The sequence below is a fragment of the Pseudomonas sp. GW821-FHT02H06 genome (assembly GCF_059421525.1).
The window spans coordinates 87247-107215 of record NZ_JBWKVD010000015.1; the positions used below are offsets into that span (position 1 = coordinate 87247).

The following is a 19969-nucleotide window of genomic DNA, read 5'->3' on the forward strand; positions in this document are numbered from 1 at the left end:
CTCTGATCGAGATACACAAGTGATCGAAAATCTACGCAACATCGCCATCATTGCTCACGTTGACCACGGTAAAACTACCCTCGTCGACAAGCTTCTGCGCCAGTCCGGCACCCTTGAGCGCAACGAGCTCAACGACGAACGCGTGATGGACTCCAACGACCAGGAAAAAGAGCGCGGTATTACCATTCTCGCGAAGAACACCGCGATCAACTGGAATGGCTACCACATCAACATCGTTGACACCCCGGGCCACGCCGACTTCGGTGGTGAAGTAGAGCGCGTGATGTCGATGGTTGACTCCGTTCTGCTGCTGGTCGACGCTCAAGACGGCCCTATGCCGCAAACCCGTTTCGTGACCAAGAAGGCTTTCGAAGCCGGCCTGCGTCCGATCGTGTGCATCAACAAGGTTGACCGTCCAGGCGCGCGTCCGGACTGGGTTCTGGACCAGATCTTCGACCTGTTCGACAACCTCGGTGCCACCGAAGAACAGCTGGACTTCAAAGTCGTCTACGCCTCGGCCCTGAACGGCATTGCCGGTCTGGATCACACCGACATGGCTGAAGACATGACCCCGCTGTACCAGTCGATCGTCGACAACGTACCTGCGCCGAAAGTCGACCGTGACGGTCCGTTCCAGATGCAAATCTCGGCACTGGACTACAACAGCTTCCTGGGCGTCATCGGTGTTGGCCGTATCGCTCGTGGCCGCGTCAAGCCGAACACCCCGGTTGTCGCGATCGGTGCTGACGGCAAGCGCCGCAACGGCCGTATCCTGAAACTGATGGGTCACCACGGTCTGCACCGCATCGACGTAGAAGAGGCTGCCGCTGGCGACATCGTCTGCATCAGCGGTATGGACTCGCTGTTCATCTCCGACACTCTGTGCCACCCGGACGCAGTTGAAGCGATGAAGCCGCTGACCGTTGACGAACCGACCGTTTCGATGACCTTCCAGGTCAACGACTCGCCGTTCTGCGGTAAAGAAGGCAAGTTCGTGACCTCCCGTAACATCAAGGAGCGTCTGGACAAAGAGCTGCTGTACAACGTTGCTCTGCGCGTTGAAGAAGGCGACTCGGCTGACAAGTTCAAGGTCTCGGGCCGTGGTGAGCTGCACTTGTCGGTACTGATCGAAACCATGCGTCGCGAAGGCTTCGAAATGGGTGTCGGTCGTCCTGAAGTGATCATCCGTCAGGTAGACGGTGTGAAGCAGGAACCGTTCGAAAACGTCACCATCGACACCCCTGAAGAATCCCAGGGCAAGGTCATGGAAGAGATGGGTCTGCGTAAGGGCGACCTGACCAACATGGTGCCGGATGGCAAAGGCCGTGTGCGTCTGGAATACAACATCCCTGCTCGTGGCCTGATTGGTTTCCGTAACCAGTTCCTGACCCTGACCAACGGTGCTGGCATCCTGACCTCGATCTTCGACCGCTACGACACCATGAAGTCCGGCGACATGTCCGGTCGTCAGAACGGCGTTCTGGTATCGGTTGAAACCGGTAAGGCACTGACCTACTCCCTGGAAACCCTGCAGGCGCGCGGCAAGCTGTTCGTCGAGCACGGTCAGGAGATCTACAACGGTCAGATCGTTGGCTTGAACAGCCGCGACAACGACATGGGTGTGAACCCAACCAAAGGCAAGAAGCTCGATAACATGCGTGCTTCGGGCAAGGACGAGACCATCGCTCTGGTTCCACCTGTTCGCTTCACACTGGAACAGGCTCTGGAATTCATCCAGGACGACGAGCTGTGCGAAGTCACCCCTAAGTCGATCCGTCTTCGCAAGAAGATCCTCGACGAAGGCGAGCGTACCCGTGCTGCCAAGAAAGCCAAGGCGTAACTAGCCCCGGCTGAACGAAAACGCCCCCGGTCGAAAGGCCGGGGGCGTTTTTGTTTGTGTGGATTTTGGTTTGGCCGGTGTCGATGTGAGGGCGATGTTGCTCAATCCGGCCCCTTCCCGGCTAAAGCCGGTCCCACTAAAGCCCGCGCGCCTTTGGTAGGACCGGCTTTAGCCGGGAACGCGTGCGCGAACTCTGTAGGGGCTTAGAACTTCAACGGCACCCGGCCGGAGTTCGAGTTCAGCGTACCGGTGCTTTCGCGCACGACTTCTTTCGGCTTGTACGCGCAATAACCCGGGCGAGGGCCGATCTTCGGGTGATTGCGGCAGGTGTCGGGGCGCTTGTCGTAGATCGTGCACAGCCGGCTCTTGCGATCCAGGTACAGGCAATCGTTGTTGCTCATGCGCTGGAGGGTGAAGATCCCGGACTTCTGATTGAAGCGCTCGACGATCCCGTCCTTTTGCAACCGCTTGGCGATGTTCTTCGGGTTATCCCCTTGTTCGAACTCGTCAACGATGCCGATGCGGATCAGGTCCTTGATCTTCACTTCCACAGGCAGCGTGCAGCAGCTGGAAACGCAGCCCCCGCACATATAGCTGGAGTATTTCTGCCAGGTCTCGATGCGGTCGAGTTCTGCAGCGGCGATCAAGGTGGGTTTCATGCGCGTGTGCTTCCGGGTGTATCGGGCGCGCGATCATACCGGTCCGCGCGCAATTCCCCTACCGCAAAATGATTGAAGCGACTGTCGGCAGCTTGCCGCCCGATCAGTCGTGTGGCTCATTTCAGACGAGCACGGTCTTCGCCAACGCCTCAACTTGCTCCTGCCGCTCGCTTTGATTCAGCTTCGCCCCCGGATTCAGCGACGACCATTGCGGGTGCGCCCGCGCCTTATGCAGCGCCTCTGGCAGCTTGCCTTCGCGCCAGGTTTTGTCGAGAGGGGCCGTCAGTTTGATGCTCTCTATCGCGGCATGACCCCGCACCTCCAAGGCTTGCAGCAGTTGCCGTTGGCGCAGCGCCAGCAGTCGGAGCACGGCATCGTCGACCGTCAGTTCGCGCTGCCCCTTGAATTTGTCCATCAACCGGCTGCCATAACTGCGCGCTGTTTGCAGGGCGCCGCCGGCAATCGCGCCGACCAGTGCCGCCGCACCCAGCGTGATGCCGCCGACCAGCAGGTCCACGCCTGCACCTGCCGCCGCGCCCGCAGCGATACCGCCACCCACACGTACGCCCAGCAATTTCAGGGTTTCGGGATTGAACAGGTCATCGCCCCAACGGCCGTCCATCAACGGTAAATCGCTGGCTGAGGCGTCTTCGCGACGAAAGGCGTAGAGCTTGAGCAGCGACTCGACGCAACGTTGTTCGCGCTGGCGCACGGCCTTGCGCAGGTCATCGATCGCCGCCTGCACCTGACCGGAATCCGTTGCCACACTTCGGCGACAGGCTGCGCAGTCCAGCAACAGTTCGGCGATCAGCCTGGCTGCGCTCTGCTTGCGAGCTTCACGCTGGGCCTGCTGGTCTGCGATAAGACGCTCAAGTCTTCCCCGTGATGTTTCCAGCAGCAGGGCGAGGCTTTCATACAGACGGCGTTCGCCATCTTCCGGTGGGGCGACGCTGTCGAAGCGTACCAGCGCATGCAGCCCAAGACGCGCCAGCGCTTCACGCCAGTCCGGTTCGCGCTGCTGCGCACTGCTGACAAAATTGAGCACGGGCAGCAAGGGTTTGCCGCAACTGGCGAGGACCGCCAGCTCGTCGCGATATTTGGCGAGCACCGGCTCTCGCGCGTCGATCACGTACAAGCCGGCGTCGGAGGCGAGCAACTGACGAAGCACTTTGGCTTCCTGTTCGAAACGCTGGCGCGCCTCGCTGCCCTCCAGAAAACGCCCGAGCCGCGCCGGGCCGTCGAGCCGTTCGCCGGGTCTGTCCAGCCGCTCGAGATAATCCAGCAGGGCGATGGCGTCTTCCAGGCCGGGCGTGTCGTACAGCTCAAGTAGCGCCTCGCCATCCACCGACAACCGCGCGCCTTCGACGTGCCGGGTGGTGCTCGGGCGATGGGAGACCTCGCCGAAGCCGACATCGCGCGTGAGCGTGCGCAACAGCGAGGTTTTGCCGACGTTGGTGTGGCCAACCACGGCCAGTTTCAGCGGTCGAATTGCGTCCTTGTCAGTCATGTCCGCCCTCCAGCCAGGTCACTGGCGCGCTGTCGGTCCAGTTCAGTTCAAGCTGCTGCAACGCCGTGTGCCAATCCTCCAGTCGGTCGGCGTCCAGCGCCTGTCCGCTGGGGGCCGGCAACAGCCAGATGCGTGTGGAGGTGGCACAGCGCGCGAGTTCTGCAATCAACGCCAGGCTGCCGCGGTCTGGCGAGCGACGTGGGTCGCAGGCAATGGCAAGGCGCGCGGGCGGATAGCGTGTCAGTTGGTCAAGCAGTGTGCGCCGTGATTCCCGGGAGTCGAGAACGCCGGCATTGACCACGTTGTCGGGAAGCTCGGGCGGCCACGGCTGCTGATTGTCCAGCTCGATGGCGACGAGCAGCGCGCCCTGGCTTTCGCTCGCCGACGGACCGGAGGTTACCGCGTGAAGCTGAGGAGGCGCTGCATCGTTGATGCCCAGCCGTTCACTGCTGGGCATCAAGCGCTCGCGCAGTTCGACGAAGTCGGGGTGATTCAGATCCAGCGCCAACCCTTGTCGACCCACGCGCCAACGCAGGTAACACAGCACCGTCAGCAGAAGACGCGGCACAATACCGAACACCACCAGCACGCCGACCAGCCATCCGGCCCAGGCCTGACGGGCGTTTTCGATGGCGAGGGCGTTGTCGCCGCTGGCGCGAATCATCGATTCGGTCGGCACGCTGAAACCCAGCAACGACGGAATCGCCCCCAGGCCTCGGGTCAGGCTGACAAAAGTGTCACTGCCCAAAATGGTCGTTTCCCAGACGAAGCCGTAGCGCCGCGTCGCCATCAGTAACAGCAGCAGCGTCAGGGCGCTGAGCAGGGCGAGCAGCCACAGGCCATTGACGCAGATGCCCAGCACCCAGCGGTTCAGACGCTTGCGTTGCAGCAGCAATATCAACGCCGGCGCGAGCTGCGCGGCCTGGGCATCGCGTGCCAGCTTCTCGCTGAGCCACATCCAGAGGCGACCGAGGCCAGCGGTACTTTCCCCGACGAAGAGCAGGCCCATCGCCCAGCTTGTCAGCAGAATCAGGTTAAGTCCGAGCAGGCTGCCCAGCGCCCAGAACACATTGACGGGTGTCTGTCCGTCGCCCAACGCAGCGAAAGCCAGTCCGGCGCCGCTGACCACCGCGAACACCGCCAGCACGATCAGCGCCAGCCGCGCGCCTTGTTTCCAGTGGTGCAGGGCCTTGCGCATGCCGTCACGTTCGGCGAGCCACAGGGCACGGTGTTTGATCCGGGTTTGCAGGTCGCCCGCAGCGGCGCGAGCGCGGCGATTGGCTTCTTCGTCTTCGAGCGCGCCGGCGTGTTCTTCACGCAGGCGCACAGCTTCGGTCAGCCAGAGTTCATCAAGGGGAGTCAGTGCAGTCACGCGGCGTCTCGTCGGTAAAGTCGTGGGTGAGCATAACCGGTGTGGCTGCGATCGCGCATTGCCAAGGGTTCGCGTTGTTTGGACAACCGCCATCGCGAGCAAGCTCACTCCTACAGGTTCGTCGTTCGCAATTTTCCGCCATCTGCGGCCATTGTAGGAGTGAGCTTGCTCGCGATAGGGTCCTTCCGGGCGATGGTCATTCGGCTCGCACTCCGGGGAAGGAATCCGGGGGTGGCCTCTGATATCCTCGCGCCATGAAAAAACATCTCCCCCTGAGCTTGATCGCCGCACTCGCTGAAAACCGGGTCATCGGCGTCGACAATTCCATGCCCTGGCACCTGCCGGGCGATTTCAAATATTTCAAGGCAACCACGCTGGGCAAGCCGATCATCATGGGTCGCAAGACCTGGGATTCCCTGGGCCGTCCGCTGCCGGGCCGGTTGAATCTGGTGGTCACGCGCCAGCAGGATTTGCAGCTTGAAGGCGCCGAAGTATTTACCTCTCTGGACGCGGCGGTGCACCGCGCGGAAGAGTGGGCGCGCGAGCAAGGTGTCAGCGAAGTGATGCTGATCGGCGGCGCTCAGCTCTACGGGCAAGCCCTTGAGCACGCTGACCGCCTGTACCTCACCCGCGTTGCGTTGAGTCCCGAAGGCGATGCGTGGTTTCCGGAATTCGATCTGGCGCAGTGGAAACTGGTTTCCGACACGCCAAACCCGGCGCTGGATGACAAGCCTGCGTACAGTTTCGAGGTTTGGGAAAGGGCCTGATATCGCTATCGCGAGCAAGCTCACTCCTACAGGGGGAATGCGATCAACTGTGGGAGTGAGCTTGCTCACGAAGATGGCATTTCAGCCGGTGAAGATTTAGGGGATGTGCTGGCCTATTCGCGAGCAAGCTCGCTCCCACGAGTTTAAGCAGCTCAAGCGTTGTCACAAAAACGTCGTTTTCATGTCATCTGTCGCGAATGGCGCCCGAGGTGACGCGGTGAGGACGGACGTTGTCGCTGACGCATCGAAACAGTCATGGCTTTTTGTTACGGTCCTCCTCGAACCAAAAAAGGGGAGGGGATCACCATGAAATTCGTACCAACATTATTGGCCACCGCACTGTGTCTGGGCCTGGCCGGACAGGCACTCGCCACCGAACTGACCCACTGGCCTGCGCCCGCCGCCAAGCAGCTCAACGCAATGATTGCGGCGAACGCCAACAAAGGTAACTTCGCCGTTTTCGACATGGACAACACCAGCTACCGCTACGACCTGGAAGAGTCACTGCTGCCGTTCATGGAAAACAAAGGGCTGATCACCCGCGACACGCTCGATCCTTCCCTCAAGCTCATCCCGTTCAAGGACACCGCTGACCATAAGGAAAGCCTGTTCAGCTATTACTACCGGCTGTGCGAAATCGACGACATGGTCTGTTATCCATGGGTCGCGCAAGTGTTTTCCGGCTTCACCCTCAAAGAACTCAAAGGCTACGTCGACGAGCTGATGGCCTCGGGTAAACCCGTACCAAGCTCGTATTACGAAGGCGATGTGGTCAAGACTATCGAAGTGCAGCCGCCCAAGGTCTTCACCGGCCAGGCCGAGCTGTACAACAAGCTGATGGAAAACGGCATCGAGGTCTATGTCATGACCGCGGCCTCCGAAGAGCTGGTGCGCATGGTCGCCGCTGATCCCAAGTACGGCTACAACGTGAAGCCGCAGAACGTGATCGGCGTGACCACGCTACTGAAGAACCGCGAGACAGGCGAATTGACGACCGCGCGCAAGCAGATCACCGCCGGCAAGTACGATGAGAAAGCCAACCTCGGTCTTGAGCTGACGCCTTACCTGTGGACCCCGGCGACGTGGATGGCCGGCAAGCAGGCGGCGATCCTGACCTACATCGATCAGTGGAAAAAACCGGTGCTGGTGGGCGGCGACACCCCTACCAGCGACGGTTACATGCTGTTCCACAGCGTCGACGTCAGCAAAGGCGGCGTTCACCTGTGGGTCAATCGCAAGGACAAATACATGACCCAGCTCAACGGCATGATGAAGACCAACGCCGAGGCCCAGGCCAAGGAGGGCTTGCCGGTGACGGCGGACAAGAACTGGGTGATCGTCAAACCGGACGAGATTCAGTAACCCGTCTCATCGCGCGGCGCGGCGATATGCCGTGCCGTGCACTCTCAGGCCCATAGCCTGCGGTAGGCGCCGTCGGCATCATGTTCGTCCGCCTGCTTCGCGGTGTTGAAGCGCCGACCGCCCCTCGGGTCCGTTCCGTAGCCGGCGATGTACAGCCAATTGCCCTGATTGCTGTAGACGTCGTAATCCACCAGATGCGCTTCGAACCAGGCGGCCCCGGCGCGCCAATCGCCCTTCAGGTCAAAAATCAGGTAACTGGCGACGATCTGGCGCATTCGGTTGGATAAGTAGCCGGTTGCTGCCAATTCCCGCATGCCAGCGTCTATCAATGCTTCCCCGGTTTCACCCCGACACCAGCGCGCGAACCCCTGTGGGTTGTGGCCCGGCTCGCTGCCACCTTTCAGGCCGCTGGCGCGGTAGAGAAGCCGGCCGTATTTGAGGTGCAGCAAGCGAAAGTAATCACGCCACAGCAACTCGAAGTAGATCCAGTACGTGCTGTCGTTGGCGCCGTGTTCGGCCTCGAAAGCCTTCAACGCCTGATCAATCTGCGGCGCTGACAGCGAACCCCGTGCAAGCCAAGGCGAAAACTTGGTGGAGTCGTCCACAGCACTCAGGTTGTTGCGGGTGGCTTTATAGCTGTTCGCCAGACCCCGACGGAAATACTGCTGCAGATGTTCGATGGCCGCCTGCTCGCCGCCGCTGAACGCTTGCTGTTGATAAGGAAACGCCGAGCGGGTGTCCAAAGCGGGAGGCGCCTGCAGCGTGACCGGCTTGATGCTCGAACCTGGGGGCAGTGCAGGAATTGTCGTTGGCGACGGTATGACGGGGCGTGCAGAGGTGTGGGCTTTTTCCACAAGGCGGCGAAAGCTACTGAACACATCCGGCAGCTCTTCGACCGCCATGGGCAACTCGTCCAGCGAAAACAGCGTCGACTGCCAGTGATCTTCCACGGTCAGTCCCGCTGCGCGAAGGGCTTGCACCTGTGCTTCCTCTTCGGGCGCCGCGATGCGTTCGCAGATGACCGTATCGACACCCCATTCGTGGGCCAGGGCGACAAGCCGCTCCACCGGATCACCCTCGATCTGCATCAACCCACTGCCGTGAGCCCGCAACTGCTCGGCCAGTGCGTTGACCGCTGATTGTTCGAAATACTGGCGGTGGGCGCCGATACGCTCGAATCCCCACGGCGTCGAAGTCGCTACGGGTGTGCAGTGAACCGGCAGCAGCGTGTTGGCAAGTTCACACGCGTGAGTAAAGGCAGGGTTGTCGGCAAGCCGAAGATCCTGACGGAACCAATAGATCAACGTATTCATATGAAGGTCTCAGCGTCTAGGGATCAAGGCCTTGATCAGTTGGTTTGAGGACGTGGTCCTTTTTCCGTTCGAGCGAAGAGAAGCTAAACAGGATTGCGCTTTTGAGCGATAGTCTTTCAAGTAAATGACTGGAAGGGGCTCAAATGAAAGCGTTGTCGCTGTCTTCGTCGCCAAGGTATGTCGCCCTGCTGGGTTATGGGGGTCTGCTGCCATTCGTTGGGCTGCTGTTGCTGATCCCGTTTTCAGTCGAGTACCGCCCGTTCTTGACGCAAGCGCTGGTCGCTTACGGGGCGGTGATCCTGAGCTTTGTGGGCGCGCTGCATTGGGGGTTCGCCATGACCCTGCAAGGCTTGAGTGCCGATCAATGTCGCGAGCGGTTCATCTGGAGTGTCATCCCGGCACTGATCGCCTGGCCCGCTCTGTTATTGCCGGCACCGCTGGGGCTTTTGCTGTTGATTTTAGGTTTCGTCACGCACTACTGGCAGGACCGGCGTCTGGTGAAGGCGACAACACTGCCCGCCTGGTATTTGCCGATGCGTCTGCGTCTGACGTTGGTCGCCAGTCTTTGCCTGCTGTTGGGTGCGATCACCGTAGCCATTGGCTCATGAATCGCCGGTGTCTGGATCTGTTGCCGGCGAAATTGATGGGCCCGGGTGGATGTTCGACGGATGGTCGAGCCTTGCCTCTTTAAAGCGGCTGGCAGACAAAAAAACACCCCGACAGGCGGGGTGTTCTTCAGTGCGAGGTAATGCTTATGGCACCAGCTTGTCCAGCAGGGCCTTGTCACGCACGGCACCTTTGTCGGCGCTGGTCGCCAGCAGGGCGTAGGCCTTGAGGGCGGTGGTCACCTTGCGAGGGCGCGACTCAACCGGCTTCCAGCCTTTCTTTTCCTGCTCGGCGCGACGTTCGGCCATTTCCGCGTCGTCGATCATCAGGTTGATCGAGCGATTCGGAATGTCGATCAGCACTTTGTCGCCGTCACGAACCAGACCGATCGCGCCGCCGGCTGCGGCTTCAGGAGAAGCATGGCCGATGGACAGGCCCGAGGTCCCGCCCGAGAAACGCCCGTCGGTCAGCAGCGCACAGTCTTTGCCCAGGCCTTTCGACTTCAGGTACGACGTCGGGTACAGCATTTCCTGCATGCCCGGGCCGCCTTTCGGACCTTCGTAACGGATGATCACGATGTCGCCGGCCTTCACCTCGTCCGCCAGAATGCCGCGAACGGCGCTGTCCTGGCTTTCGAAAATCTTGGCGTTGCCTTCGAACACGTGAATTGACTCGTCCACACCCGCAGTTTTCACCACGCAGCCGTCAAGCGCGATGTTGCCGTACAGCACGGCCAGGCCCCCTTCTTGAGAGTACGCGTGCTCGACGCTGCGGATGCAGCCGTTCTCGCGGTCGTCGTCCAGGGTTTCCCAACGGGTCGACTGGCTGAAGGCCGTCTGGGTCGGAATACCGGCAGGACCCGCTTTGAAGAAGTGATGCACCGCTTCGTCGTCAGTCTGGGTGATGTCCCACTTGGCGATGGCTTCTTCCATGGATTTGCTGTGCACGGTCGGCAGGTCGGTGTGCAGCAGGCCGCCACGGGCCAGCGAGCCCAGAATGCTGAAGATGCCACCGGCACGGTGAACGTCTTCCATGTGGTACTTCTGAATGTTCGGCGCAACCTTGCACAGCTGCGGCACGCGGCGCGACAGGCGATCGATGTCGCGCAGGTCGAACGGAATCTCGGCTTCCTGGGCAGCGGCCAGCAAATGCAGGATGGTGTTGGTCGAACCGCCCATGGCGATGTCGAGGGTCATCGCGTTTTCAAAGGCCTTGAAGTTGGCGATGTTGCGCGGCAGCACCGAGTCGTCATTGTCTTTGTAATAGGTTTTGCACAGGTCGACGATGGTGCGGCCGGCCTGCAGGAACAGCTGTTCGCGGTCGGAGTGGGTCGCCAGCGTCGAGCCGTTGCCCGGCAGTGCAAGGCCCAGGGCTTCGGTCAGGCAGTTCATCGAGTTGGCGGTGAACATCCCGGAGCACGAACCGCACGTCGGGCAGGCGCTGCGCTCGTATTCGGCGACTTTTTCGTCGGACGCGGTGGAGTCGGCAGCAATGACCATGGCGTCAACCAGGTCCAGGCCGTGGCTGGCGAGCTTGGTCTTGCCGGCTTCCATCGGACCGCCGGAAACGAATACCACCGGGATGTTCAGGCGCAACGCAGCCATCAGCATGCCGGGGGTGATCTTGTCGCAGTTGGAGATGCAGACAATGGCATCGGCGCAGTGGGCGTTGACCATGTACTCGACCGAGTCGGCGATGATCTCGCGGCTTGGCAGCGAATACAGCATCCCGTCATGGCCCATGGCGATGCCGTCATCCACCGCGATGGTGTTGAATTCCTTGGCGACGCCGCCTGCTCTTTCGATCTCGCGCGCCACCAGCTGACCCATGTCCTTCAAGTGGACGTGGCCCGGTACAAACTGGGTGAACGAGTTGGCGATGGCGATGATCGGCTTCTTGAAATCGTCGTCCTTCATGCCCGTGGCACGCCACAAGGCGCGCGCGCCGGCCATATTGCGGCCGTGGGTGGACGTTTTCGAACGGTAATCAGGCATTGGAACACTCCGGCTAATCGGCTGAATAAGGAAGGGAGTGAGCTTCTAGTGACGTCGTGTGCAAAAGGCAGTGACCGGATGCAGCGAAGAAACCGAACGATACGGGATCACCGTACGCCCAGCCTGAGCTCATAAACCCGCCGGGGGATGACTGGCGATGAATAGCGCTGATTCTACACCTGTGAGGGCGGGAGGGAATGGCGGGAAGTGGGGCTGCGGATTCATCGGTCTGATAACACAGATGTATCTGCAGACAAACGCAACTGTGGGAGTGAGCTTGCTCGCGAAGGTGGCGGTACATTCGCTAAAGCTTCAGCGGGTGCAACGCCGTCTTCGTGAGCAAGCTCACTCCCACAAGGATCAGTCGCCTACAGATCCGCGCGGGATCTGCATAAATGGGCGATCTCGTTACGCCACAGCCATCAGCTGTTCGGCAGCAACCGGCAGGTGATGCTTTTGATGTAGCGCGTCTCTGGGATCGCAGGGTGGACCGGGTGGTCCGGGCCCTGGCCGCCGCGCTCGAGCAGCTGGATGTTGCGGTCCAGATGGCGGGCGCTGGTCAGCAGGATGTTTTGCAGGTCGTCTTCCGGCAGGTGCATCGAGCAGGAAGCGCTGACCAGAATGCCGTCCTTGCTGAGCAGGCGCATGGCTTGCTCGTTCAGGCGGCGGTAGGCGCCTTCGCCGTTTTTCATGTCTTTCTTGCGTTTGATGAACGCAGGCGGGTCGGCGATGATCACGTCGAAACGCTCTTCAGCGGCTTTCAGCTCCTTCAGCGCTTCAAACACGTCGCCTTCGATGCAGGTGACCTTCTCCGCGAAGCCATTCAGCGCTGCGTTACGCTCTACACCGTCCAGCGCAAAGGCGGACGCATCCACGCAGAACACTTCGCTTGCGCCGAACGCACCGGCCTGGATGCCCCAGCCGCCGATGTAACTGAACAGGTCGAGCACACGTTTGCCCTTGGCGTAAGGCGCCAGGCGCGCGCGGTTCATGCGGTGGTCGTAGAACCAGCCGGTCTTCTGACCTTCCATCACCGGCGCTTCGAACTTCACGCCGTTTTCTTCCAGCGCGACCCACTCCGGCACCAGGCCGAACGCGGTTTCAACGTAGCGGTTCAGCCCTTCGGCGTCGCGCGCGGCGGAGTCGTTCTTGAGCAGAATGCCGCTCGGTTTGATCACTTGAATCAGCGCAGCCAGCACGTCGTCTTTCAGTTGCTCCATGGCGGCTGACGCCAGCTGCACCACCAGAATGTCGCCGAAACGATCGACTACCAGACCCGGCAGCAGGTCGGAGTCGCCATAGACCAGGCGATAAAACGGCTTGTCGAACAGACGCTCGCGCAGCGACAGGCAGACGTTCAGGCGATGAACGAGCAACGACTTGTCCAGTGGCAGCTTGACGTCGCGGGACAGCAACCGTGCGCAGATCAGGTTTTGCGGGCTCATCGCGACGATGCCCAGCGGCTTGCCACCCGCGGCTTCGAGAATGGCTTGAGCGCCAGGAGCAAAGCCGTTGAGCGGGGTGGCAGCGACGTCGATTTCGTTGCTGTAGACCCACAAATGACCGGCGCGCAGGCGGCGATCGGCGTTGGGCTTGAGGCGCAAGCTAGGCAGGGACATGACGTCGCTCCGGAAAAAAGAGCGGGAGTATAGCGCGTCAGCCGGCTGGCAGGCGCGCCGTGCTCTGTTACCGTCTGGCTGTCCGTCGGATCCGTTGAATCGTCATCCAGTTGTCGACCCATGGCCGCGAGGGGTTAGAATCGTGGCCTGACCCCGAGTGTGAAGTTATGTCCCAAGAGCTTACGTCCGAGCAGATCCAGCAGGCGTTACAAGGCATCAGCGTTCCGCCCCAGCCGCAAATCATGGTGGATTTGCAGATGGAGCAGTACATGCCCGACCCTGATCTGGGTGCCATCGCCCGGTTGATCGCCCAGGATCCGGGGCTTTCCGGCGCGCTGCTGAAAATCGTCAATTCCAGCCATTACGGCCTGAGCAATAAAATCGCTTCGATTCAGCGGGCGGTGAATCTGCTCGGCAGTCGCTCGGTCATCAACCTGATCAACGCGCAGTCGATCAAGGGCGAGATGAGCGACGAAACCATCGTCGTGCTCAACCGTTTCTGGGACACCGCCCAGGACGTTGCGATGACCAGTCTGACGATCGCCAAGCGCATCGGCTCACAAACCGTGGACGAATCCTACGCGCTGGGTCTGTTTCATGACTGCGGCGTGCCGCTAATGATCAAGCGTTTCCCCGATTACATGAGCGTGCTCGAAGAAGCGTATTCCAACGCCACCGCCGAGTGCCGCGTCGTCGACACCGAGAACAGGCTGCTGAACACCAACCACGCCGTTGTCGGTTATTTCACCGCCAAGTCCTGGCGTTTGCCTGAACATGTGAGCAACGCCATTGCCAATCACCACAACGCGCTGGCGATTTTTCAGGACGACTCGGGTCGCAACGCGCCACTGAAAAACATGCTGGCGGTGCTGAAAATGGCCGAGCATGTGTGCGAATCTCACCGCGTCCTGGGCAACGAGCCCGTCGACCACGAGTGGAACAGCATTGGTCCTCTGGTGCTCGACTACGTCGGCTTCTCTGACTATGACTTCGAAAACCTCAAAGAAAGTATTCGTGAGCTGAGTGCGCACTGATCCTGCGCACCTGACCTCACCCTTCATCGAGCGGCCCCATGCCTGAATTACCTGAAGTCGAAACCACTCGTCGGGGCATCGCACCGCATCTGGTGGGCCAGCGCGTCAGCCGGGTGATCGTGCGCGATCGTCGCCTGCGCTGGCCGATCCCCGAAGACCTCGACGTGCGCCTGTCTGGGCAGAAAATCGTGGCCGTCGAGCGCCGCGCCAAGTATCTGCTGATCCAGGCGGAGGTCGGCACCTTGATCAGCCACCTCGGCATGTCGGGCAATCTTCGCCTGGTGGATGCCGGTCTGCCGCCGCTCAAGCATGAGCACGTCGACATCGAACTCGAGTCCGGCCTGGCCTTGCGCTACACCGACCCCCGTCGTTTCGGCGCCATGCTCTGGAGCCTTGATCCGCTCAACCACGAGCTGCTCGCGCGCCTGGGGCCGGAACCGCTGACCGAGGTGTTCGATGGTTTGCGTCTGTTCGAGCTTTCTCGCGGCCGGGCGATGGCAGTCAAGCCTTTCATCATGGACAACGCAATCGTGGTGGGCGTCGGCAACATCTATGCGACCGAAGCCCTGTTTGCCGCCGGAATCGATCCGCGCCGTACCGCCGGGAGTGTTTCCAAGGCGCGCTATATAAAGCTGGCGATTGAAATCAAACGCATCCTGGCCGCCGCCATCGAGCGAGGCGGGACGACGCTGCGGGATTTCATCGGCGGCGACGGCCAGCCCGGCTACTTCCAGCAGGAACTGTTCGCGTACGGCCGCGGCGAGCAGCCGTGCAAGGTCTGCGGGACCACGCTGCGAGAAGTGAAGCTGGGTCAGCGGGCCAGCGTTTACTGCCCGAAGTGCCAGAAATAATTCCCGACAGCGACAGGAAGTACTGACCGCCGCTTGGTCGCCAGGGTTTATCCGACGTCTCCTACAGGGCGTGTGTCGTCAGTGAGACACGCCGCCCCTTGCGTAAGCCCGCGCCCTGTTTATAGTGAACAGCTTCATATCTGCCTTAGCCTGAAGGACCATGCCATGAGCCCGTTTCGCATGCTTGCTGCCACGTTGGCCGTGTTCTTCGGCTTGCAATTCACGCCTGCGCTGGCTCAGGACGCGACAGGCAGTGGTGATCCCGTCTACGAAATCGAAAGTCCTCCTGCCTACGCGATGATCGGCGACCTGCTGATTGCGCGGCCGATTCTCATCGTTGCCACCGTCATTGGCGCCGGGTTGTTTGTGGTTGCATTGCCGTTTACCGCCGCCGGTGGCGGCATTGGCCGCACCGGCAAGGCCCTTGTCGTGGATCCGGGCAAGGCGGCATTTGTCCGCTGCCTGGGTTGCACCGGCGATGGTTACGGCAAGCAGGACTGATCGGCGCAGGCGCGCATCAGCTTCAGCGCGCCATCGGGTTTGAATATCGTCGAAACGCCGATGCCGCGTGGATCACTGGCCGCTTCAACCCGGGCACTGTTCTTGTGCCACAACAACACCTGCTGGTTGCCAAAATCCTTCGCCGTCTCTTTCAGCGTGTAACCGCGCTCGCGCAGGTCAGCCAGTTCCTGCTCAGTGAAAGTCCCCGGCTCGTACTCGACCACATCCGGCGTGTACTGGTGGTGATAGCGCGGCGTTGATGCCCAGTTGGCAATCGGCTGATCATCAAGGTATTGCAGTATCGACAGCAGCACCATGCTGGGGATACGGCTGCCGCCCGGGGTGCCGAAGGCTGCGAGGGACTGCGGGCCTTCTATGAAACTCGGGCTCATGCTGGAGAGGGGCCGCTTGCCCGGCTCAATGGCGTTGGCGTGACCGCCTGCCGCCGCCGAGGTGCTTTGGCCTTTGGGGTCGATGGCAAAGTCGTCCATTTCATCGTTGAGGATGATCCCAGTGCCAGGCACGGTGAACGCGGAGCCGAAGGGCAGATTCAGCGAGAGTGTCGCTGTGACGGCGTTGCCCTCGTTATCCAGGACCGCGAAATGGCTGGTGTTATCGCCCTCACGCCAGCGCGGGGCGGGTGGCAGGATGTTGTTGGGCGTGGCGCGGTGGGGGTCGATGCTGGTGGTGAGTTGCAGCAGGTAGTCGGGGGAGAGCAGTTGAGCCACCGGATTGGGCACGAAGTCAGGGTCCCCCAGCAATACGCGATCACGGTAAGCGCGGCGCAGTGCCTCGATCACCAAGTGCGCCCGCTGGATTTTCCCTGACGACCGCCACGGCAGCTGTTGCAGCATGGACAGGCTTTGCGCCACAGCGATGCCACCTGCCGAGGGCGGCGGTGCGCTGATCAGCTCCCGTTGATCGGCCATCTGAACGCGCAGAGGCGTGCGCGTGACGACTTCATATTCTTCGAAATCGTGGTAATTCCAGATGCCCCCTGCGCGGCGAACGCCGCTGACCATCGCCTGCGCCACCAGACCGCTGTAGAACCCTGCGCGGCCATTGTCGGCAAGGCGCTCCAGCGTCTGCGCCAGTTCCGGCTGGGTGATGACGTCACCCAGATTTGGCACATCGTTGTTGCGCAGAAACAGGCGCGCACTTTCCTTGTTATTACGCAGCGCGAACAGCCGCCAACTGGCGCGTTCGCGATAAACACTGTCCACTTTGAAACCGCGATAGGCGACCCGGATTGCCGGCGCGAGTGAAATCGAAAGCGGCAATCGGCCATAGCGTTCGGCGAGCTCGACTAGCGCAGCGGGAAGCCCGGGAATCGCGGCCGCCAGAGGTCCGTTGAGGGACAGGTCCGGCTGGAGGATGCCTTTGCGGTGGAACATTTTGGGTTTGGATTTGAGCGGCGCCTTTTCGCGCGCGTCGAGAAACTGATACTGAACGGGGTCGCCGGATTGGCGCAGCAGGAAAAACCCGCCGCCGCCGAGGCCCGACCCGTAGGGCTCCACGACGGCGAGGGTCGCGCTGATGGCTATTGCGGCATCGAATGCGTTGCCGCCGTCGACCAGGATTTCCTGACCGGCGGCCGTCGCAATGGGATGCGGACTGGCAATGGCGGCCTGATCAGGGTGATCGGGGCTGGCCTGGGCCGAAAAAACGCACAGCAGAAACACTGCGCCTGACAAAACAGGTATCCGTTCCAGCATAGAGATCATGCGTATCTCGCTCAATTCAACAGGCGTTAAGCCAGTGTCTTCGGCGAAAGCACGTATGCCGACAGGATATGCGTTCGGTTATGCCTTGCTTGTGATCAGGTTGTACTTCGCCATAAGCTCGTCCTTGCTCTCCACGTGGTTTTCATCCAGCGGGATGCAGTCCACAGGGCAGACTTGCTGGCACTGCGGCTCGTCATAGTGACCCACGCATTCGGTGCACAGGTTGGGATTGATCACGTAGATCTCTTCACCCTGGGAAATCGCTTCGTTCGGGCACTCGGGTTCGCAGACGTCGCAGTTGATGCAATCGTCGGTGATGATCAGGGACATGGATACTCCTGCCACGGTCGACACCGGGGCATATCAAAACGAATGCGGCGGATTGTGCCGCATTAGCGCTCGGTATGCACCTCGCCTCGACGCAAGGCCTCAGGCTTTTTTGAAGCGTTCGCTCAGCGCCTGGGCCACGGCGGGGTGTACGAATTTGGTGATATCACCACCTAACGCTGCGATTTCCCTGACCAGCGTAGATGAAATGAACGAATAGCGTTCGGACGGCGTAAGAAAAAGACTTTCGATGTCCGGGGCCAGTTGCTTGTTCATGTTGGCGAGCTGAAATTCGTACTCGAAATCCGACACCGCGCGCAGGCCGCGCAGCAGGATGTTGGCGTTCTGTTCCTGGGCGAAGTGCGCCAGCAGTGTCGAGAATCCTACGACTTCCACGTTTTGCAGATGTTTGGTCGCTTCGCGAGCAAGCGCAACCCGTTGCTCCAGCGGAAACAGGGGGTTTTTCTTGGGGCTGGCGGCGACGGCAATGACCACCTGATCGAACAGGCGCGAAGCGCGCTCGACCAGATCGCCATGACCCTTGGTGATAGGGTCGAAGGTGCCGGGGTACAACACTCGGTTCATCGCGTCGTCCTGGTCGGAGTTCGTTGGGGACTGGATGGTAGCGCAGCACGCTGAGCCGGCCAAGTCGCGCAAGTCTGGAGTGGGCCTGCCGGTGTGATAACCCTTGGGTTTACGGCGTGACGCTAAATGCATTCCCGGCTAAAGCCAGTCCTACAGGATGATCGCGTTCAAAGAGTGGGACCGGCTTCAGCCGGGAAGAGGCCAATGTGGGCGCCATCAGACTTGCGGCGTGACGCCAAATGCATTCCCGGCTAAGCCGGCCCCAGAATGTTCCACAGCCAGTCCTGCGGGGCGCGTTGTGTCGTTGTGAATTCGCACACGCATCACCGCACGAACAGTTTCTGAATCAGCTTCTGGATCGCCTTTCCATAGGGCGGGTAGATCAGGCGTGCGGCGTTGAAGCGTTGTTTGATCAGCACGCCTTTGGCATGACTGAACGTCAGAAACCCTTCGTGCCCGTGGTAATGGCCCATGCCCGACGCGCCGATGCCGCCGAAAGGCAAGTCGTCCTGAGCGACATGCAGCAGGGTGTCATTCAGGCAGACGCCGCCCGAATGCGTCTGCTCCAGCACGCGGTTCTGTTCATGTCGGTCGTAGCCGAAGTAGTACAGCGCCAGTGGCCTTGGGCGTTGATTGATGTAGGCGAACGCGTGCTCGATCTGGTCATAGGGCACGATCGGCAGCAGCGGTCCGAAGATCTCGTCCTGCATGATCAGCATGTCGTCGCTCACATCCAGAATCAGGCTGAACGGCATTCTGCGGTCCTGCCCCTCGGCGAACAGCTGTACCACCCGGGCACCCTTGGTTTGCGCGTCGGCGAGATACGAATTCAGCCGTGCGACATGCCGCTGATTGATGATTGCGGTGTAGTCCGGGTTGTCGGCCAGCGTGGGATAAAAACGCGTGACGGCTTCTTTGTAGGACTCAACGAATTCGTCAACGCGGTCCCTGGGCACCAGCACGTAGTCGGGTGCTACGCAGGTTTGTCCGGCGTTGAGGGTTTTGCCGAAAGCGATGCGTTCGGCGGCGTCCTTTAGCGGGATGTCGCGGGACACGATGGCGGGGGATTTACCGCCCAGCTCCAGCGTCACGGGCGTGAGGTTTTCCGCCGCCGCGCGCATGACATGCCGCCCGACGCTGGTGGCGCCCGTGAACAATAAGTGATCAAACGGTAACCTCGAAAAGGCCGCGCCGACCTCCGCCTCGCCCAGCACAACCCCGACGTGATCCTCCGCAAACACTCGTGCCAGCAGGCTTTTTAGCAAAGCGCCGGTGGCGGGCGTGGATTCGCTGAGCTTGAGCATCACGCGGTTACCCGACGCCAACGCGCCCACCAGCGGCCCGATGGCCAGATACAGCGGGTAATTCCACGGCACCACCACGCCAATCACGCCTAACGGCTGGTAAACGACTTTCGCGCTCGCGGGCTGGAACGCCAAGCCGACGCTTCGGCGGGAAGGCCGCATCCATTGCTTCAAATGACGCTGGGCATGGCGGATGTTGTGCAGGCAGGGCATCAGCTCGGCGAGGAGCGTTTCATCGGCGCTGCGGTGGCTGAAATCAGCGCTGATCGCGTCAATGATCGCCTGACGCTCGGTGCTGAGCAGCCCGTGCAGGCGGTCGAGCCATTGCTTGCGTTCTTGCAGCGTCAGCATCGGATTGGCGGCGAATGCGCGACGTTGTTCGTCGAATACCTGCTCCAGGCTGCTGCGAAAGGAAGGGGCATCGTCTGCATAGGGCAGAAGCTTGGATTCGACGGGCATCGCAGCAGTCCTTATTAACGTTATGCAGGGGTTTTTAGAGTCATTGCTCTACGAAGTCAACGGTCCTTGCATTCGCTCGCAGACGCACGCCAGACTGTCCCGGCTAAAACTAAACTGCCGCCCTGCAACACCTGACACGGAGTCT

The 19969-nt window shown here is 60.8% G+C and carries 17 protein-coding genes; 7 read left to right on the plus strand and 10 right to left on the minus strand.

Translation table 11 applies throughout. The annotated features are described in order from the left end of the window. The first annotated feature begins 19 nt into the window (after positions 1 to 19). The gene (gene typA, locus AC07VF_RS21155) at positions 20 to 1840 is read left to right on the plus strand and encodes a translational GTPase TypA (RefSeq protein WP_122536774.1); all 1821 of its coding nucleotides are present in this window, start codon (positions 20 to 22) and stop codon (positions 1838 to 1840) included. A 203-nt stretch (positions 1841 to 2043) separates the two neighbouring features. On the opposite strand, the gene AC07VF_RS21160 is transcribed toward typA, so the two are convergent. The 3 genes from AC07VF_RS21160 to AC07VF_RS21170 form a co-directional block, all read right to left on the minus strand. Next, positions 2044 to 2499, minus strand: coding sequence for a YkgJ family cysteine cluster protein (locus tag AC07VF_RS21160; RefSeq protein ID WP_074890161.1), 456 nt, complete (start codon positions 2497 to 2499; stop codon positions 2044 to 2046). 121 nt (positions 2500 to 2620) lie between these two features. Beyond that, positions 2621 to 4006, minus strand: a complete 1386-nt coding sequence (locus tag AC07VF_RS21165; RefSeq protein WP_495009661.1) for a GTPase/DUF3482 domain-containing protein — start codon at positions 4004 to 4006, stop codon at positions 2621 to 2623. Continuing rightward, positions 3999 to 5378, minus strand: a complete 1380-nt coding sequence (locus tag AC07VF_RS21170; protein WP_495009662.1) for a DUF2868 domain-containing protein — start codon at positions 5376 to 5378, stop codon at positions 3999 to 4001. The genes AC07VF_RS21165 and AC07VF_RS21170 overlap by 8 nt, the downstream gene beginning before the upstream one ends. 254 nt (positions 5379 to 5632) lie before the next feature. On the opposite strand from AC07VF_RS21170, the gene AC07VF_RS21175 reads away from it, so the two are divergent. Further along, positions 5633 to 6145 (plus strand): dihydrofolate reductase, encoded by a 513-nt coding sequence (locus AC07VF_RS21175; RefSeq protein WP_282373378.1) that lies wholly within the window; start codon positions 5633 to 5635, stop codon positions 6143 to 6145. A 306-nt stretch (positions 6146 to 6451) separates the two neighbouring features. After that, complete coding sequence (locus tag AC07VF_RS21180) at positions 6452 to 7507, plus strand: HAD family hydrolase (protein WP_495009663.1); 1056 nt, start codon at positions 6452 to 6454, stop codon at positions 7505 to 7507. A 44-nt stretch (positions 7508 to 7551) separates the two neighbouring features. On the opposite strand, the gene AC07VF_RS21185 is transcribed toward AC07VF_RS21180, so the two are convergent. Further along, positions 7552 to 8820 (minus strand): DASH family cryptochrome, encoded by a 1269-nt coding sequence (locus AC07VF_RS21185; RefSeq protein ID WP_495009664.1) that lies wholly within the window; start codon positions 8818 to 8820, stop codon positions 7552 to 7554. Between the two features lie 143 nt (positions 8821 to 8963). Here AC07VF_RS21185 and AC07VF_RS21190 point away from each other — a divergent pair, with 143 nt between their 5' ends. After that, positions 8964 to 9428 (plus strand): DUF3429 domain-containing protein, encoded by a 465-nt coding sequence (locus AC07VF_RS21190; RefSeq protein WP_423573810.1) that lies wholly within the window; start codon positions 8964 to 8966, stop codon positions 9426 to 9428. A gap of 144 nt (positions 9429 to 9572) precedes the next feature. On the opposite strand, the gene ilvD is transcribed toward AC07VF_RS21190, so the two are convergent. Together ilvD and AC07VF_RS21200 are read right to left on the minus strand one after the other, a co-directional pair. Continuing rightward, the gene (ilvD, locus tag AC07VF_RS21195; protein ID WP_192173005.1) at positions 9573 to 11420 is read right to left on the minus strand and encodes a dihydroxy-acid dehydratase; all 1848 of its coding nucleotides are present in this window, start codon (positions 11418 to 11420) and stop codon (positions 9573 to 9575) included. A gap of 422 nt (positions 11421 to 11842) precedes the next feature. Beyond that, the gene (locus tag AC07VF_RS21200; RefSeq protein WP_237252892.1) at positions 11843 to 13039 is read right to left on the minus strand and encodes a class I SAM-dependent rRNA methyltransferase; all 1197 of its coding nucleotides are present in this window, start codon (positions 13037 to 13039) and stop codon (positions 11843 to 11845) included. A gap of 167 nt (positions 13040 to 13206) precedes the next feature. Here AC07VF_RS21200 and AC07VF_RS21205 point away from each other — a divergent pair, with 167 nt between their 5' ends. The 3 genes from AC07VF_RS21205 (at position 13207) to AC07VF_RS21215 (ending at position 15425) form a co-directional block, all read left to right on the plus strand. Continuing rightward, positions 13207 to 14073: an HDOD domain-containing protein gene (locus AC07VF_RS21205; RefSeq protein ID WP_192173003.1), complete on the plus strand. Its 867-nt coding sequence runs from the start codon at positions 13207 to 13209 to the stop codon at positions 14071 to 14073. A 38-nt stretch (positions 14074 to 14111) separates the two neighbouring features. After that, positions 14112 to 14924, plus strand: a complete 813-nt coding sequence (gene mutM, locus AC07VF_RS21210) for a bifunctional DNA-formamidopyrimidine glycosylase/DNA-(apurinic or apyrimidinic site) lyase (RefSeq protein WP_192173002.1) — start codon at positions 14112 to 14114, stop codon at positions 14922 to 14924. Between the two features lie 165 nt (positions 14925 to 15089). Further along, a complete protein-coding gene (locus AC07VF_RS21215) occupies positions 15090 to 15425 on the plus strand; it encodes a multidrug transporter (RefSeq protein WP_192173001.1) in 336 nt (111 codons plus the stop codon). On the opposite strand, the gene ggt is transcribed toward AC07VF_RS21215, so the two are convergent. The 4 genes from ggt to AC07VF_RS21235 form a co-directional block, all read right to left on the minus strand. Further along, positions 15407 to 17140 (minus strand): gamma-glutamyltransferase, encoded by a 1734-nt coding sequence (ggt, locus tag AC07VF_RS21220; protein ID WP_346631027.1) that lies wholly within the window; start codon positions 17138 to 17140, stop codon positions 15407 to 15409. The two genes, AC07VF_RS21215 and ggt, sit on opposite strands and share 19 nt — an antisense overlap. Before the next feature lie 87 nt (positions 17141 to 17227). Further along, entirely contained in the window at positions 17228 to 17479 is a 252-nt protein-coding gene (locus AC07VF_RS21225; RefSeq protein ID WP_065991092.1) for a YfhL family 4Fe-4S dicluster ferredoxin, read from the minus strand. Positions 17480 to 17578: 99 nt separating this feature from the next. After that, positions 17579 to 18061: a pantetheine-phosphate adenylyltransferase gene (coaD, locus tag AC07VF_RS21230; RefSeq protein ID WP_282368658.1), complete on the minus strand. Its 483-nt coding sequence runs from the start codon at positions 18059 to 18061 to the stop codon at positions 17579 to 17581. A gap of 323 nt (positions 18062 to 18384) precedes the next feature. Further along, positions 18385 to 19824 carry a coniferyl aldehyde dehydrogenase gene (locus AC07VF_RS21235; protein ID WP_495009665.1) on the minus strand — a complete coding sequence of 480 codons (1440 nt, stop codon included), beginning with the start codon at positions 19822 to 19824 and terminating at the stop codon, positions 18385 to 18387. Between the last annotated feature and the right edge of the window lie 145 nt (positions 19825 to 19969).

Bases quoted from the DNA above. Each gene is read 5' to 3' on its own strand.
- AC07VF_RS21160 (WP_074890161.1), bottom strand. From the start codon at position 2,499: ATGAAACCCACCTTGATCGCCGCTGCAGAACTCGACCGCATCGAGACC.
- AC07VF_RS21165 (WP_495009661.1), bottom strand. From the start codon at position 4,006: ATGACTGACAAGGACGCAATTCGACCGCTGAAACTGGCCGTGGTTGGC.
- AC07VF_RS21175 (WP_282373378.1), top strand. From the start codon at position 5,633: ATGAAAAAACATCTCCCCCTGAGCTTGATCGCCGCACTCGCTGAAAAC.
- AC07VF_RS21180 (WP_495009663.1), top strand. From the start codon at position 6,452: ATGAAATTCGTACCAACATTATTGGCCACCGCACTGTGTCTGGGCCTG.
- AC07VF_RS21185 (WP_495009664.1), bottom strand. From the start codon at position 8,820: ATGAATACGTTGATCTATTGGTTCCGTCAGGATCTTCGGCTTGCCGAC.
- AC07VF_RS21190 (WP_423573810.1), top strand. From the start codon at position 8,964: ATGAAAGCGTTGTCGCTGTCTTCGTCGCCAAGGTATGTCGCCCTGCTG.
- ilvD (WP_192173005.1), bottom strand. From the start codon at position 11,420: ATGCCTGATTACCGTTCGAAAACGTCCACCCACGGCCGCAATATGGCC.
- AC07VF_RS21200 (WP_237252892.1), bottom strand. From the start codon at position 13,039: ATGTCCCTGCCTAGCTTGCGCCTCAAGCCCAACGCCGATCGCCGCCTG.
- AC07VF_RS21205 (WP_192173003.1), top strand. From the start codon at position 13,207: ATGTCCCAAGAGCTTACGTCCGAGCAGATCCAGCAGGCGTTACAAGGC.
- mutM (WP_192173002.1), top strand. From the start codon at position 14,112: ATGCCTGAATTACCTGAAGTCGAAACCACTCGTCGGGGCATCGCACCG.
- AC07VF_RS21215 (WP_192173001.1), top strand. From the start codon at position 15,090: ATGAGCCCGTTTCGCATGCTTGCTGCCACGTTGGCCGTGTTCTTCGGC.
- ggt (WP_346631027.1), bottom strand. From the start codon at position 17,140: ATGCTGGAACGGATACCTGTTTTGTCAGGCGCAGTGTTTCTGCTGTGC.
- AC07VF_RS21225 (WP_065991092.1), bottom strand. From the start codon at position 17,479: ATGTCCCTGATCATCACCGACGATTGCATCAACTGCGACGTCTGCGAA.
- coaD (WP_282368658.1), bottom strand. From the start codon at position 18,061: ATGAACCGAGTGTTGTACCCCGGCACCTTCGACCCTATCACCAAGGGT.
- AC07VF_RS21235 (WP_495009665.1), bottom strand. From the start codon at position 19,824: ATGCCCGTCGAATCCAAGCTTCTGCCCTATGCAGACGATGCCCCTTCC.